The organism is Microbispora sp. NBC_01389 (assembly GCF_045040095.1).
Taxonomy (GTDB): domain Bacteria; phylum Actinomycetota; class Actinomycetes; order Streptosporangiales; family Streptosporangiaceae; genus Microbispora.
Window position 1 is genome coordinate 2945156 of the sequence record NZ_CP109552.1, and the last position, 14864, is coordinate 2960019.

Below are 14864 nucleotides of genomic sequence, written 5' to 3' on the forward strand. Positions count from 1 at the left end.
CTGCTGGTCTCCGCCCTCGCCGACGGTGATCTCGCGAGCGCCGAGGCCGAGTTCGCCGAGATCACCCGGATCAACGCGAACGAGGCGGTGCTCGGGGGGAGGGCGATCGCCTCGCTGTGCGCGGCCGAGCTCGCCCTCGCCCGCGGCGAGACGGCCGTCGCGCTCAGGGAGTACCGCCTGGCCGTCGAGCGGGCGCGTGACCTGCGCCTGCCGGGCGCTCCCCACCCGGCGGACACGCCGTGGGTGATCATCGCGGTGTCGGTCACCCTGACGGCGTACGCGTACCACGCCTCGCCGGAGGACGTCGGGTACGGCGAGACGCTGTTCTCCGTCGCACAGGCCTACAACCCACTGGCCACCGAAATCTCCTCCCCCGAGGCCTGGGGTCACGGCATGTGGACGGTGGACGACCCCGCCTTCGACTACCCGCTGTGCGGCTCGGTGCTCTTCGCGCTCGGCGCCTGGGGGCTGCTGCGGGGAGCCATGACTCCCCGCGACGCGATCGGGTTGCTGGTGCTGGCCGAGCGGTTCACCTACCACAACAACATGCCCAGCATGGCCTTCCAGCGGATTGAACCGTACGCGGAGCGGGCCGCGCCCGGGACGATCGCCGCCGTACGGGCCGAGTACGGCGACCGGCGCGGCGCCGACCTGCTCCCCGAGGCGCGGAGCCTCGTCGAGCAGGTCTTCGGCCGTGCCGGACGGACGTCACATGTGCCGCTTGTAGCTGCGCACCGACAGCGGCGCGAAGATCGCTATGACGACGGCGCACGCGAGGAGCGTCCAGCCCACCTCTCCACTGACGACTGCGTGGTTGGCGAGGTCGCGGGTGGCCGTGACCAGGTGTGAGACCGGGTTGATCCGGACGAACGCCGCCAGCCAGCCGGGCAGCGTCTCGACCGGGACGAACGCGTTCGACAGGAACGTCAGCGGAAACAGGATCATCATCGAGATGCCCTGCACGGCCTGGGCGCTCCGGGCGATCGTGCCGACCCAGGTGAAGGCCCATGCCAGCGACCAGCCCGTGACGACCGCCAGCAGGATCGCGGCGAGCACTCCGGCCGGTCCGCCGTCCGGGCGGTAGCCCATCACCAGGCCCATGGCGAAGGTCAGCGTGGCCGCGATCGTGTAGCGCAGCAGGTCGGCCACCATCGGGCCGGCGAGCGGCGCGATCCGGGCGATCGGCAGCGACTTGAACCGGTCGAAGACGCCCTTCTCCATGTCCTCGCGGAGTTGGGTGCCCGTGGCCATGCACGTCGTCAGCACCGTCTGGGCGACGATGCCGGGGATCATCAGGGGGAGATAGCTCGCCACGTCGCCGGCGATGGCGCCGCCGAAGATGAAGGCGAACATCGCGGTGAACAGAAGCGGCTGCAGCGCCACGTCGAAGAACTGCTCCGGGTTGCGGCGCATCTTCTTGAGCGCCCGCCACGCCATCATCAGGGTCTGGCCGAGCGTTTCCCCCAGGGAGACGCGCCGCCGGGCGGCCGCCACGCGCTCGGCGGCCCGGACCACCTCGCGGGCAGGTGCGATCACGGTGCTCATCGGTTCTCCTTCGTGCCGTTCTCGTCGTCCCCGTCCGTCTCGTGACCGGTGAGGGCCAGGAACACCTCGTCCAGGCTGGGCTTGTCCACGCTCACCGAGGTGATCGACACCCCGGCGGAGCGCAGCGCGATCAGTACGTCCGCGGCGAGGTCGGCCTGGTCGAGGGGGACGTTGAGGCGGCCCTTCTCCGGGCTGAGGACCGGCTCGGAGCCGAGGACGCGCCGTACGACCTCCACGGCGGCGGGCACCTCGCCGGGATCGGCGAGCAGCAACTGGAGGGTGGAGTCGCCCACGGCGGTCTTCAGTTCGTCGGGGGTGCCCTCGGCGACCTTGCGGCCGTGGTCGATGACGGCGACGCGATCGGCGAGCTGGTCGGCCTCGTCCAGATACTGCGTGGTCAGCAGCACCGTGCACCCGTCGGCGACCAGACCGCGGATGGTGTCCCACATCTGGCCGCGCGTGCGCGGATCGAGACCGGTGGTCGGCTCGTCGAGGAAGATCAGCGGTGGCCTGGTGATCAGGCTGGCCGCCAGGTCGAGACGCCGGCGCATGCCGCCGGAGAACTGTGAGATCGGTTTGTCGGCGGCGTCCTCCAAGCCGAACTGGCCCAGCAACTCGGTGGAGATGCTCCGGGCACGCGGCCCGGCGACGCCCTGCAGGCGGCTGAAGAGCCAGAGGTTCTCGCGGGCGGTCAGGTTCTCGTCGACCGACGCGTACTGTCCGGTGACGCCGACCAGCTGCCGGATCACGTGCGGGTTGCCGGCCACGTCGACCCCGAAGATCTCGGCGCGACCCTCGTCGATCTTCAGCAGGGTGGCCAGCATGCGCAGTGTCGTGGTCTTCCCGGCGCCGTTCGGGCCGAGGACGCCGAAGATCTCGCCAGAACGCACGTCGAGGTCGATGCCGTCGACGGCGCGGTGCTCGCCGAACGTCTTCACGAGCCCTCGCACCCGTACGGCCAGATCGGTGTCCCCGGCCGGGGCCGGGCCGCCCCCGGAAGGCCGGAATTCTGTGATGCTCATGGCACCACTGTCGGCGGCCCGGGTTTCACGGTGCCCTCGGCCAGGTTTCACCGCTTTACGATGACATCGGCACGGTTCAGGCGTTGACCTCCAGGGCCACGCGTACGGCCGACTCCAGGGCGCCCTCGATCCAGGAGTGCTTGAGCGAGGTGTGCTCCCCGGCGAAGTGCAGCGGGCCTTCGGGGACGGCGATGGCGGGGTGGATCTCGGTCATCTGGCCGGGGGTGAAGACCGCGGCCTCGCCGAAGGCGTAGCGGTTGCGCATCCAGCTCTGGGTCTGGCCGTGGCCGGTGTAGAACTCCGCGATCCGGTCGCCGTGCACCTCCTGCAGCCCGCGCAGCGCGTAGCCGTACCGCTCCTCGTCGGCCATGGAGTCCCAGCGGGTCGCGTCGTCGGCCCACGAGTAGCTGGCCAGCACGACCCCGCCCTCGCTCCCGGGCACCGGATGGGAGGGGAAGTACATGAACCGGTTGGCGTTGTCGCAGACCGACCCGCCGCCCGTCACATGCGTCACCGGCCCGGGGCGGTAACGGCCGCCGAGTTCGCGCTTCCAGTCCTCCTCGGTGAACTCCCACCAGCGCCTGCCGAACTCCAGCAGCACCTTCGTCGCGGAGTCGTAGTGCAACTCCATGATCGAGCGGCGCTTGGCGTAGGACAGGGCGGGCGCGATCTCGACGTGGCGTAACGCGGAGAACGGCACCGTGATGATCGCGACGTCGCCCTCGAACGTCTCGCGCCGCCCCTGCCGGGTGAACTCGTCCTCCGTGCTGCCCGCCTCGCTGACGGTCGAGACGCGCACGCCCCGGCCGGAGGTGTCGATCCGCATGGCCCTGCGGTCCATGCGGATCTCGTCGCGCAGCCCGGGCTCCAGCGCGTACGGCAGCGATCCGCTGCCGCCGGTCATCTCCCAGTAGGTGACGTCGGGGTTGACGAGGCTGCGGGTGAGGAACGTGTGCATGAACGACAGCGGCAGGCGGGAGGTGAGGTTCTCCAGCGTGCCGATGGCGTCGATCGCCTCGTCGCCCAGCTTCGCGTGCTCCTTCAGGTAGGCGTACATCGAGTAGCCGTCGAAGTCGTACAGCAGCCGGGCCCAGCCGTCGACCAGCTCCGGCAGCGGCTTGTCGGCCCGGTTGCCGCCCCGGACCACGGAGAAGTAGTCCCGCGCCGGGTCGAGCGCCTCGTCGAGGATCCGGGCCGCGGTCCGGCCGTCCCTGAGCCCGAACGTGGCGTTGATCCTGCGCGGGTCCGCGGCGTACTCGTCCCGCCGCTGGGTGACGCCGTTCACGTGGATGAACGTGTGGTTCATCCGCGGCGGGGCGGTGAAGTCGCCCTCCGGCGGGCCGGAGCGCCACACCTGGCCCTGCCGCGAGGTGTAGACGACCGGCGGCACCGGTCCCTTGGGCAGGACGCCGGGCGTGACGTCGACGTTGTAGAAGGGACGGCGGGTGATCCCCAGCTTGTCGATCAGCGCCAGCGTCAGCGGATGGAAGTCGGGGATGCGCATCGCCCCCGCCTCGGCGTACTGGCGCCGGTCGCGGAACCCCGAGCGGAAGGTCTTGATCCGGCCGCCGATCCGGTTGCCGTTGGCCTCGATGACGGTGACCCGGTGCCCCGCCTGCTTGAGCAGCGTGGCGGCCACGAGCCCGGAGATGCCGGCCCCCACGACCAGGACCCTCTTGGGCGTACGGGCCCGGGGGAGACCCTTGTCGATCAGCACCTGAAGGTACCGGTGCTTGAGGTCGGTGCCGTCCTCCCCGACGAGCAGGAGATCGCGCGCCACCCGAAGACAGGTCTGCCGGCGCTCTCCCGCGTACGGCGCGAGTGCCGCCGAGGCGGGCGCCGTGCCCAGGGACGGGGCGGCGACGGACGCCACCGCCCCCAGCCCGGCCAGCTTGGCGAATCCTCGCCGGTCGATTGTGCCCACGAACTCCTCCTCCACGAGATGGTTGCGGAGAGTGAGTTTCGAGACCGCGGCCGTACGGCGGCGCGCGACGCGCCGGGGGCGGGTAACTGGTGCCCCAGGAAATCGTTAAGCGCGGGTCAAGCGGCGGCCGGCTCCTCGTCGAGCAGTCGTTCCCAGAAGATCTCGTCCTGCCATGCGCCGTCGACGAGGAAGCCCTTGCCGAAGGGGCCGCGCAGGATTGTGCTCTCGGTCACCTGGCCGACGACCTCGCCGCCGGCCACGATGACGGCGGGCCACCGGTCGCCCCGGCGATGGTCGTCGAGCAGGTGATCGGACCGCGTTGACAGGAGGAGAACGCGCCGGTTCTAATGATCGGCGTGCCGCGTGGCGCCGATCACATGGACGCTGCCCCAGGGAGGCAGCGATAGGCCGATCGGCAGCCGGGCCGCACCTTCGTGAAGGGACCTCCGCCGTGAGTACACACTCCGCATCTCCCGCCTGACGCCGCGCTCCGCGCTCGCGCGTCGCGGCTGAGCCGCCGCGTTCCTGTGCCTCCGGTGCGGTTCTCGCCGTCCGGCCGCGTACGGAGATCTCCGCCTGCCGGTCTTTCCGTGTGTCGATGTGCCCAAGCGGCATGCCGGTACGCGCCGTCACCGCACCTCACCCCGGCCTGCCCGTGCCCGCTCGCCGACGCCTGTCGCGACGACCGGCCGGCGGCCCGGCGGCGCACCGCGCCCGCCCTTGTATTCGTTCGTCCCACGCTCTTGGAGTTCATCAGTGTCCGAATCGTTCAACCAGTCCGTCATCGACGAGTTCCGCGCCAATGGCGGTAAGGTCGGCGGCCCTTTCGAGGGCGGCGACCTGCTCCTGCTGACCACCGTCGGCGCGAAGTCGGGAAAGGAGCACACCGTTCCGCTCGGTTACGTCCGCGACGGCGATCTGCTGCTGGTCGTGGCGTCCGCGGGCGGTGCGCCACGCCATCCCGCCTGGTATCACAACCTGCTCGCGCGTCCGGCCGTACGGGTCGAGCTGGGAGAGGAGGTCTTCGACGCCATCGCGGTGCCGGCCGAGGGCGCGGCGCGCGAGCGGTTGTTCGAGCACGTCGTGCGGGTGGCGCCCGGCTACGGCGACTACCAGGCCCGTACGGCCCGCGCCCTGCCGGTCGTCGTGCTGGAGCGCCCGGAGGCGCCGGCCGAGGCGCCCGAGGACGTCACCACCATGGCGGGCAAGCTGCTGGAGATCCACGCCTGGCTGCGCGCCCAGCTCGGGCACGTACGGGAGGAGGCCGGGGCCCACTTCGCCGAGCGGGCACAACACGAGGAGACACGCGGCGCGGAGCATGGGGAAGCAGGGAGCGCGGAGCGTGGGGAGGCAGGGAGCGCGAGGCCGGGCGAGGCGGAGCGTGGCGATCTCAGGCTCGGGTTGCGGCTCAGGCAGCACTGCCTGGCATTCTGCCAGGGCCTGGAGCTCCATCATCGGGGCGAGGACGCCGCGGTCTTCCCGGCGCTCGCGGACATGCACCCGCACCTGCGCGACGCCCTCGACCGCCTCGGCGAGCAGCACCGGGTGATCGCGCGGATCCAGGGTGAGCTGGTCGCCCTGCTGGACGGGATCGGCAGGGCCGAGCCTCGGCGCTTCATGGCCGAGCTCGACCGCATGTCGGCGGAGCTGCGGGCGCATCTCGACGACGAGGAGGAGTGGCTCCTCCCGGTCCTGGTGGCGATTCCGTTCCCGCCGGTGACGGGTGCACCCCAGTCCGATCGGCCGGGAAAGTGAGGCCCGCGGCTTATCGAGCGGGTGGACCGTTTCAAGGCGGGTCCCTACCATTGGCCCGTGCGGCTGAACGTCCTCGGTCCCATGGAACTCGTCGTGGCCGGGCAGGCCGTACCGGTGGGGCCGCCCAAGCAGCGGGCGCTGCTGGCCCTCCTCGTGATGCACGCCGACCGGGTGCTCCCGGCCGACGTGCTGGCCGACCGGCTGTGGTCCGGCAGCCCGCCCGCCAGCGCCCAGGGCAGCCTCCAGGTGTACATCTCCGACCTGCGCCGCCGTCTGGAGCCCGGCCGGAAGGCGAGGACGCCGTCCGCGGTCCTCGTGAGCGCCGCGGACGGGTACGGCCTGATGACCGGCGGGCTCGACCTCGACACGCGGGACTTCGACGCGCTCGTGTCCACGGGCTCGGGCCACCTCGGCGAGGGGCGGAACGAGGAGGCGGCCGCCGTCCTCACCGAGGCGCTCGGCCTGTGGCGGGGAGACGCGTACGCCGACGTGCGCGCCGAGGAGTGGGCGCGCCCCGAGATCGCCCGGCTGGAGCAGCTCAGGCTCGACGCGGTCGAGGGGCTGGCGGAGTCCCTGCTTGACCTGGGCCGCCACACCGACGTCGTCGCACGGCTGGAACCGTTCGTCCACGACCACCCGCTGCGGGAGCGGGCGTGGGAGATGCTGGTGCTGGCCCACTACCGGTCGGGCCGTCAGGCGGCGGCGCTGGAGTGCCTGCGCAGGGTGCGCGAGGTGCTCGCCGGCGAGCTGGGCATCGACCCCGGGCCGCGGCTGCGCGAACTGGAGACCGCCGTCCTGCGCCAGGACGCCGCGCTGACTCCGGCGCGGAGGACTGCCCCGCCCCCGATGCAGCGGCCTGTGCAGCGGCCCGCGCCCGGCCGGCACACGGATGACGGGCCGTTCGTCGGGCGCGAGAGCGCGCTGGGGTTCCTGGCCGGCGCGGCGGAGGCGGCGTCCGCGGGCCGGCGGATCGTGCTCCTGGACGGCGAACCGGGGGTCGGCAAGACGAGTCTGCTCAGGAGGTTTCGCGCGACGGCCGGCGTCCCCGTGGGGTGGGGGTCGAGCCCCGACCACGAGACGGCGCCCGCCCTGTGGCCGTGGGAGCAGGTGCTGCGCGATCTCGCGGACGCCACACCCGGGGCCGTGCTGCCCGAGGAGGTCCGTACGTTCCTGTCGGGTGGGGTGGAGGCGATCCCGGCGTACGACGCGCAGGGGGCACGGCTGCGCTTCTTCGAGGCGGTCGGCGCGTTTCTGGCCGATCTCGGCGCGGTGGCCGTCGTCCTGGAGGACATCCACGCGGCCGACGACGCGACGCTGCGCCTGCTGGTCCATGTGGCCTCCACCGCGCGGCCGGGCCTGCTGGTCGTGGCGAGCTTCCGGCGGCACGAGGCGTCGGCGCTGACCGCCACGCTCTCGGCGCTGTCCCGGCTCGGCGCCCGCAGGCTGGAACTCGACGGTCTCGCGACGGAGGAGGTGCGCGCGCTCGTACGGGAGCTGTCCGGCCGCGACCCCGGCAGCCGCAGGGCCGGGGAACTGCGCGGACGCACCGCCGGGAACCCGTTCTTCCTCACCGAGCTGGCCCGGGCGGGTGAGGAACTGCCGCAGGGCGTGCTCGACGTCGTGCTGCACCGGGTGGCCGGGCTGGGGGAGGAGGCGGCCGGCCTGCTGGAGCTGGCCGCGGTGGCCGGCGACGAGTTCGACGCGGCGGTCATGGCCGAGGTTGCCGGGCGCGGCCTGGGCGACCTGGTGCCCTCGCTGGACGCCGCGCTGGCGGCGGGTCTGATCCGGGAGTCGGGCGCCCGGCTGGGCGGGTACGCGTTCGCACACGCCCTGGTGACCGACGCGCTGCTGTCGCGCCGCTCCCGCCTGTGGCAGGCGGGGGTGCACGCGCGGCTGGCGGGCGTGCTCACCCGCGCGTACGGGGATCGGGACGACCAGGCCGCGACCATCGCGCGGCACTGGCTGGCGGCGGCGGAGCTCGGGCCCGAGCCGGCCCGCATGGCGATGAGCTACGCCGCCCGCACGGCGCGGGTGGCCATGCGCAGGCACGCCCTCGACGACGCGGCCACCTCCTGGCAGGAGGCGCTCGCGGTGTCCGAGCTCGCCGGGGCGGGCGCGGACGAGCGGTTCGAGCTCGCCGTGGGCCTGGCCGAGAGCCGCTACGCCGCCGGGCGGTTCGACGAGGGCTACGAGGCGATCGAGCAGGCGCTGGCGCTCGCCGGCGACGACCTGGACCAGGCGGTGCGGGCCGCCGACATCGCCATGGGCCACGGTGTCTGGGTGCCGTTCAACCAGGACTTCGATCCGGTCGCCCTGCGAGCGGCGATGGACCGCGCGGTCCGGGAGCTGCCTCCGGCCGCGCCTGCCCGGGCCTCGGCGCAGGCCGTACGGGCCGTGGTGCTCGCCCAGACCGGTCGTGAGGCCGAGGTCGAGCACGTCTCGGCGCAGGCCGTGGCGGCGGCCGAACGCCTGGACGAGCCGGAAGCGCTCCGGCGCGCGCTCCACCTGCGGTTGATCGCGCTGCTGGGGCAGGACTTCACGGAGCAGCGGGCGGCGACCGCGCGGCGCCTGCTGGCGGAGCCGCACCTGCCGTCCCACCTGAGGGTCATCGCGCAGCTCCAGGTCGCCACCGAGCTGGTGGGGCGCGGCCGGGTCGCGGACGCCCGCGCGCTGCTGGCCGAGACCGGCGCGTCGCTGCGTGAGCCGCACAACCCGACGCTGGCGCTCCAGGTGGCGGTCACGCGGGTGGGGCTCGACCTCTTCCAAGGGGTGCCGGACGCGTTCCGCCACCTGGAGCCGCTCAGAGCGACGTTGTCGTTCTCCGACCTCGCCTATTTCGAGGCGAGCATGGTCGTCCTGCGGATGGAGGCGCTCTTTCCCGTGGACGACCTCGCCGACGAGGCCGGCCGGTTGGAGGACGCCTTCCGCCGCACCGGTCACCCCGGAGTCGCGTACGCCGCGGCGTACACGCTGAGCGGGCTGGGTGAGCCGGAGCGCGACCGCGCCCGGCGGCTGCTGCACGGGACCCCCATGCCACCGCGTGACTACAGCTGGTCGCTCGCCGCGATGCTCCGGCTTCACACGGCGATCCGGCTGGGCGAGCAGGAGGTCCTCCGGGAGGTCTGCGACCTGCTGCGCCCCTTCTCCGGCCTGCTGCTCGTGGTCGGCACCTGCACCACGGTCCCCGGAGCGTACGACGGCCATCTGGGCGAGGCGCTGCTGGCGCTCGGCGACCGGGCGGCGGCGCGCGAGCGGCTGCGGGACGCGGTGCGCCTCCTCGAACAGGCCGGGGCCGGCTACTGGCTGTCAAGGGCCCAGCTAGCCCTCGACAAGTGTTCGTAAGGGGAGGAAACGCACGCTGTTCCCCACAGACGTGAGGGAGCAGACAGATGATCACACAAGAGGACCTGGCCGGTTTCCTGCTGATGCACGCCGGGTTCCGCGCGGAGTTCGGCCGCCTCGCCGAGGCGTGCCGCGACCCCCGTGACGGCGAGCACCGGGAACTCCTGGAGGAGCAGCTCACACTCGTGCTGGAGATGCTCCACGCCCACCACACGCACGAGGACGTCACCCTGTGGCCGAAGCTCGCCGGCCGCGACCCCGAGGCGGGGACCGCGCTGGCCGAGCTGGAGGCCGAGCACGCCGTGCTCGACCCGCTCCTGGCGGCCGCCGCCGACCGCGCGGTCCCGATTCCGGAGCGCGTGCCCGTCCTGTGGCGGCTGCACGAGCTGGTCGGCGAGCACCTCGACCACGAGGAGCGGACGGCCGTGCCGCTGATGCTCCGGCACCTCACCGCCGACGACATCGAGGCGGACAAGCGCCAGGCGATGGCCGACTTCGGCCGCCGCCGGGTGCCCGTCATCTTCGGCTGGCTCGCCTCCAGCGCGGACGCCGGTCTGCTCGCGACCGCGTTCGCGGACATGCCCGGACCGGCCCGGCTGATGTTCCGCCTGTTCTGGTGGCCCGCCTACCGGCGCCGGTTCACCCGGCTGTACGGCACCGCCGTCGCCCTGCCCGCCGTTCTGCCCGCCGTTCTGGAGGCGTGATGAGCCCGCTCGTCACCTGGCCGCGCGAGGCGGCCGAGCTGTTCGGACGTGCCGTGGTGTGCGAGTACGCCTCGCTCACCCGCGACGGGCGGCCCGTCACCTGGCCGGTCACGCCGTACGTCGGCCGGGACGGCACGCTCGACGTCAGCACCGGCCTCACCTACCCGGACAAGGCGGAGCGAGCCCGTAGGAACCCGCGCGTCGCGCTGCTGTACTCCGACCGTTGCTCCGACGCCGAGGGCAGCGGCGCCGGCCGGGCGCCCGTGGTCCTCGTCCAGGGCCGGGCGACCGTACGCGACGCGGATTTGCAGGCTGGCACCGACCGGTAAGGTCGCCGACGGCCGGCCGCTGCCGGTGCGCACCCGCGCGGCCGTACGCACCGGGACGGGCTTCGACCTGCGGCTCCCCGCCGGCGTCGAGGCGGCAGACGGGCCGGTGTGCCTCACCTTCCACCGGCACGGGCCGGCCCTGACCTGGCAGGAGAACGTGGTGCTGGTCGGGACCGCGACAGGGGAGGGCGACCGGCTGGGCGTACGGGTCGAGCGGGCGCTGAACGACTGGAGTCTTCCCCCGGGCCGCGAGCGGTTCCGGTCGTTCCTCGGTGAGGGCAGGAAGCTCGGGAACCGCCTTCGGGCCGAGGCCGCGCGCCGCGGCCAGCCCGTCCCCGTCGTCCGCCGCCCGCGCGGCTGAACCCGTCCGTACGGCAGCATGACGGAGGTGGAGGGGAAAGGATCATCGCTGTGGCGTGACCGGAACTTCATGGTCTTCTGGGGATCGCAGACCCTGTCGGTGGCGGGGGACTCGTTCGCCCTGATCGCCGTCCCGCTGCTCGTGCTGCACGTGACCGGGTCGGTGGCGCGGATGGGCCTGCTGACCGGCCTGGCGAGCGCGGCTTCGGTGGCGGCGGGGGTCTTCGCCGGGGTCCTCGCCGACCGGCTCGACCGCAGGCGGCTGCTGATCTGGTGTGATCTCGCCAGGATGGCGTTATACGGGATCGTGCCCGTCGCCTGGGCCTTCGGGCCGAAGATCTGGCTGCTCTACGTGATCCTTCCGGCCGCCGAGGCGATCGGCATGGTCTTCCAGGTCACGTACGTCACGGTGGTGCGCACCCTGGTCGAGCCGAGCCGGATCACCGAGGCGAACGGGCGGCTCGGCGCCACCTCCGCCGCGGCGGGGATCGGCGGGCCGCTGCTGGCCGGGGTGGTCGCGGGCTGGGCCGGGCCGACGGCCGCGATCGCGGTCAACGCGGCCAGTTTCGGGATCTCCGCGCTCGGCGTCGTGATGATCAGGTTCGGGCGGCGGCCGTCGGCGTCCCAGCCGGCCCCGCCGTCCCCGTCGTCCCCGTCGTCCCCGGAGGCCTCGGCGGCGCGGGGGGTCCAGCAGGCAGGGGAGTCTCCCGAGGGCCAGGAGGCCCGGGGGCCCTGGCGGGGGATGCTCGCCGGGGCCCGTTTCCTGTGGCGGCAGCCGGTGCTGCGTGCCCTCACCGTGCTGCTGTCGTTCTTCATCTTCCTGACCCTCGGGCTGACCGACGTGCTGATCTACCACTTGAAGCACGACCTCGGCCAGCCGGACGGGGCCGTCGGAGCCGTGCTTGCGGTCGCCGCGCTCGGCACCGTCGCCGGTTCGCTCCTCGTGGGCCCCGTACGCCGCAGGCTGGGGTTCGGCGCGTCCTGGATCGGGGCGATCGCCGTCGCCGGGCTCGCCGTCGTGGGGCTCGGCACGTCGGGCGGCGTACCCGCGGTCGCGGTGGCGGCCGCGGTCTACCTCGGTTGTGTCAGCGTGGCCGGGATCGCCTCGATGTCGCTGCGCCAGCAGGTCACCCCCGACCATCTGCTCGGCAGGGTCACCTCCGCCTTCTGGACCATCCACTTCTCGCTCGGGCCGGCGGGGGCGTCCGTGCTGACCTGGGGCGCGCAGCGTCACGGGGTGGCGGTGGTCTGCCTGCTGGCGGGAGCGGCCTGCCTGCTGATCGCGTTCGCCGCGTTCTTCACCCCGATCCGGCAGCCGAACCCCGAGCTGTCCGGCGCCACGGGCTGACGTTCACTCCTCTCAGCCCCCGGCGCCGGAAGGGGCGCCGAAGGCGGCGGTCAGGGCCGCGCGCAGCGCGTCACCCTCCTTGTCGTCGAGTCGGGGTGAGTCGGAGGCCCAGGCGACGAAGCAGTCCGGCCGGACGAGCAGCGCGGCGGGGGCGTCCTCGCTCGCCTTGCCGACGACCAGGTCGACGCGGTCGCGCCAGCCCTCCAGCGCCCCGGCCAGTGCTGCCTCGGGTGTCAGATCCAGGAGCAGCGGACGGGCCGTCCTGGTCAGCTCGGCCAGCCGTACGGGGCCGTTCTCCGTCTCCAGCGTGAGGTCCGGGGCGGGCCGGCCGGTGAGAAGATGGTCCCCGCCGAGGTCATACCTGATGTCGGCGCCGGACATCAGGTCGGCGATGTGCTTGGTGGTCCGCTCGTCCCGCAGCAACTCGGTGAACAGCGCACGCAGCGCGGTGACCTCCGGTCCGGGTGCGATCAGCGCCGACTGCGCCTGCGTGTGCATGACGACGCGCTCGGCGGCCGGCCGCCGCTCGGTCTCGTACGTGTCGAGCAGGCCGGGCGGCGCCCAGCCGTGGATCTCGGCGGCGAGTTTCCACCCCAGGTTGATCGTGTCCTGGAGACCCAGGTTGAGGCCGGGGCCGCCGATCGCGCTGTGCACGTGGGCGGCGTCGCCGGCCAGCAGCACGCGGCGGTCCCGGAACCGCTCGGCCAGGCGGGTGTTGCCGCCGCTCAGGCGGCGCAGCAGGTGCGGCCCGTCCCCGTCGGGCGGGCCGAGCGGCAGGTCGGCGCCGAGCACCCGGCGCACGCTCTCCCGCAGGTCGTCCAGCGTCGGCGGCTGGTCGCCGCCGCCGTCCCGGTGCCATTCCGTGGTGTTCACGAGCGTTCCGGTGGGGAACGGCGCGTACACGAACAGGCCGTGATCGGTGCGGTGGTGCATGAACGGCGGGATCGGCCCGTACCCGGGGACGTTCAGCCCGCCGGTGGCCGCGTCGACCAGTTCCGCCGGCACGGTGACGTGCGCGCCGATGGAGACCGAGTCGTCCCTGGTCACTCCGGGGAAGCCGATGCCGCACAGCTTGCGGACGCGGCTGCGTCCGCCGTCCGCGCCGACGAGGAACCGGGTACGCAGCGTGTAGGGGCCCTCCGGGCCGGTGATCTCCACGGTGACCCCGTCCTCGTCCTGGGTGAGCCCCGTCAGCTCGTGCCCCCGGCGGATCTGCACGCCGAGCTCCCGGGCGCGCTCCTCCAGGACCTGCTCCACCCGGCGCTGCGGCACCGCGAGCCCGTACATCGGGTTGTCGTCGAGCCTGCTCAGCTCCAGGGGCATCGCGCCGAAGACGAAGGCCGGGCTCGGCCGGGGCGGCTCGGCGCCGCCGGTGAGGCGCTCGTAGAGGCCGCGCCGGTCGAGGGCCCGCACGACCTGGCCGACCAGCCCGTTGGCCCGGTTCTCCTTGGTGTTCTCCGGCAGGCGCTCCAGCACGATCGGCCGTATGCCGCCCAGGCTCAGCTCGCAGGCGAGCATCAGCCCGTTCGGCCCGGCTCCGGCGATCAGGACATCGACGGTCATGGTGGTCCTCCTTGGTTTCCGGGCATGCCCGAGATTTCGGGCACGACGAATCAACCGGCGGCACCGGTGGACGACGGCGCCCGTCGGGTGGATCAGGGAACGGGTGGATCAGGGAACGGGTGGATCAGGGAACGGGTGGATCAGGGAACGGGTGGATCAGGGAACGGGTGGATCAGGGGACGGGCGGATCAGGAATCGAACGGTCGCGTGCCGAGGACACGGCACGTCAGTGACACGGAGTACGGCCGTTCCGACGCTCTCGAAGCGGAACGGGTGACGGTCCGGCGGCCCGCGGGCCGCCGACGACTATGACGATCGGGGTTCGGGCAGGCCGGCGGCGAGCCGGCCGAGCGCGTCCTCGATCAGCGATCTCACAGGCACCGGCGGGTCGGCCCGCATCCACTGGTCCATCGCCACCCTGATCGCGGCCCCCGCCGCGCCCGCCACCAGGCGAGGGTAGAGGTCGTGGGCGACGTCGGTGCCGGTCCGATCGGCGATCGCGGCGGCCAGCTCGTTCTCGGCGACGGCGCTGGCCTTGAGCATCTCGCCCTGCAGCGAGGGCTCGCTGATCATGAGCCGGATGCCGGCCTGCCACTGCTGGTCCGGCCGCCGGTCGTCGTAGTCCGCACCCATCGCGAGCTGGCTGATCACGGCGCTCGTGATCGCATCCCACAGGGGCTCCGACACCGGACGGTGGCGCAGCTCCTGCGCGATCAGGCGGGTGCGTTCGAGGTGCCTGGCGACGATCGCCTCGCTCTTGCTGGAGAAGTAGTTGTTGAAGGTCCGCGGAGCCACGCCCGCCTCCGCGGCGATGTCCTCCACCCGAACGTTCTCCAGCCCGCGCTCCACGACGAGCCGGATCGCCGCCCAGCTCAGCGCGATGCGCGTCTCCTGCTTCTTGCGCTCGCGCAGCCCCGGGCGCCCGTCGTCCGTCATGCGACCACCATACAACTGATTGCGCGCCCCGCAAAG

11 protein-coding genes are annotated in these 14864 nt (G+C 72.9%); 6 read left to right on the forward strand and 5 right to left on the reverse strand.

Features of this window, described 5'->3' with window-relative positions; translation table 11 throughout:
- Nucleotides 1–708: 708 nt before the first annotated feature.
- The 3 genes from OG344_RS13420 to OG344_RS13430 form a co-directional block, all read right to left on the reverse strand.
- Nucleotides 709–1545 (reverse strand): ABC transporter permease, encoded by an 837-nt coding sequence (locus OG344_RS13420; protein WP_405088505.1) that lies wholly within the window; start codon nt 1543–1545, stop codon nt 709–711.
- Nucleotides 1542–2567 (reverse strand): ATP-binding cassette domain-containing protein, encoded by a 1026-nt coding sequence (locus OG344_RS13425; RefSeq protein ID WP_405088506.1) that lies wholly within the window; start codon nt 2565–2567, stop codon nt 1542–1544. The genes OG344_RS13420 and OG344_RS13425 overlap by 4 nt, the downstream gene beginning before the upstream one ends.
- Nucleotides 2568–2643: 76 nt before the next feature.
- The gene (locus OG344_RS13430; RefSeq protein WP_405088507.1) at nt 2644–4491 is read right to left on the reverse strand and encodes an FAD-dependent oxidoreductase; all 1848 of its coding nucleotides are present in this window, start codon (nt 4489–4491) and stop codon (nt 2644–2646) included.
- A gap of 756 nt (nt 4492–5247) precedes the next feature.
- Between OG344_RS13430 and OG344_RS13435 the strand changes: the two genes are divergently transcribed.
- The 6 genes from OG344_RS13435 to OG344_RS13460 are packed head-to-tail and all read left to right on the forward strand — an operon-like array spanning nt 5248 to nt 12329.
- A complete protein-coding gene (locus tag OG344_RS13435) occupies nt 5248–6246 on the forward strand; it encodes a nitroreductase/quinone reductase family protein (RefSeq protein ID WP_405088508.1) in 999 nt (332 codons plus the stop codon).
- A gap of 57 nt (nt 6247–6303) precedes the next feature.
- Complete coding sequence (locus tag OG344_RS13440; protein WP_405088509.1) at nt 6304–9588, forward strand: BTAD domain-containing putative transcriptional regulator; 3285 nt, start codon at nt 6304–6306, stop codon at nt 9586–9588.
- Between the two features lie 47 nt (nt 9589–9635).
- Complete coding sequence (locus OG344_RS13445; protein ID WP_405088510.1) at nt 9636–10292, forward strand: hemerythrin domain-containing protein; 657 nt, start codon at nt 9636–9638, stop codon at nt 10290–10292.
- On the forward strand, nt 10292–10621 hold the full coding sequence (locus OG344_RS13450; RefSeq protein WP_405088511.1) for a pyridoxamine 5'-phosphate oxidase family protein: 330 nt from the start codon (nt 10292–10294) through the stop codon (nt 10619–10621). Before OG344_RS13445 ends, OG344_RS13450 begins: the two co-directional genes overlap by 1 nt.
- A gap of 25 nt (nt 10622–10646) precedes the next feature.
- Nucleotides 10647–10982 (forward strand): hypothetical protein, encoded by a 336-nt coding sequence (locus OG344_RS13455; RefSeq protein WP_405088512.1) that lies wholly within the window; start codon nt 10647–10649, stop codon nt 10980–10982.
- Nucleotides 10983–11009: 27 nt separating this feature from the next.
- Nucleotides 11010–12329, forward strand: a complete 1320-nt coding sequence (locus tag OG344_RS13460; protein ID WP_405088513.1) for an MFS transporter — start codon at nt 11010–11012, stop codon at nt 12327–12329.
- A 12-nt stretch (nt 12330–12341) separates the two neighbouring features.
- On the opposite strand, the gene OG344_RS13465 is transcribed toward OG344_RS13460, so the two are convergent.
- Nucleotides 12342–13892: an FAD-dependent monooxygenase gene (locus OG344_RS13465; protein ID WP_405088514.1), complete on the reverse strand. Its 1551-nt coding sequence runs from the start codon at nt 13890–13892 to the stop codon at nt 12342–12344.
- A gap of 306 nt (nt 13893–14198) precedes the next feature.
- The gene (locus OG344_RS13470) at nt 14199–14828 is read right to left on the reverse strand and encodes a TetR family transcriptional regulator (protein WP_327043628.1); all 630 of its coding nucleotides are present in this window, start codon (nt 14826–14828) and stop codon (nt 14199–14201) included.
- Between the last annotated feature and the right edge of the window lie 36 nt (nt 14829–14864).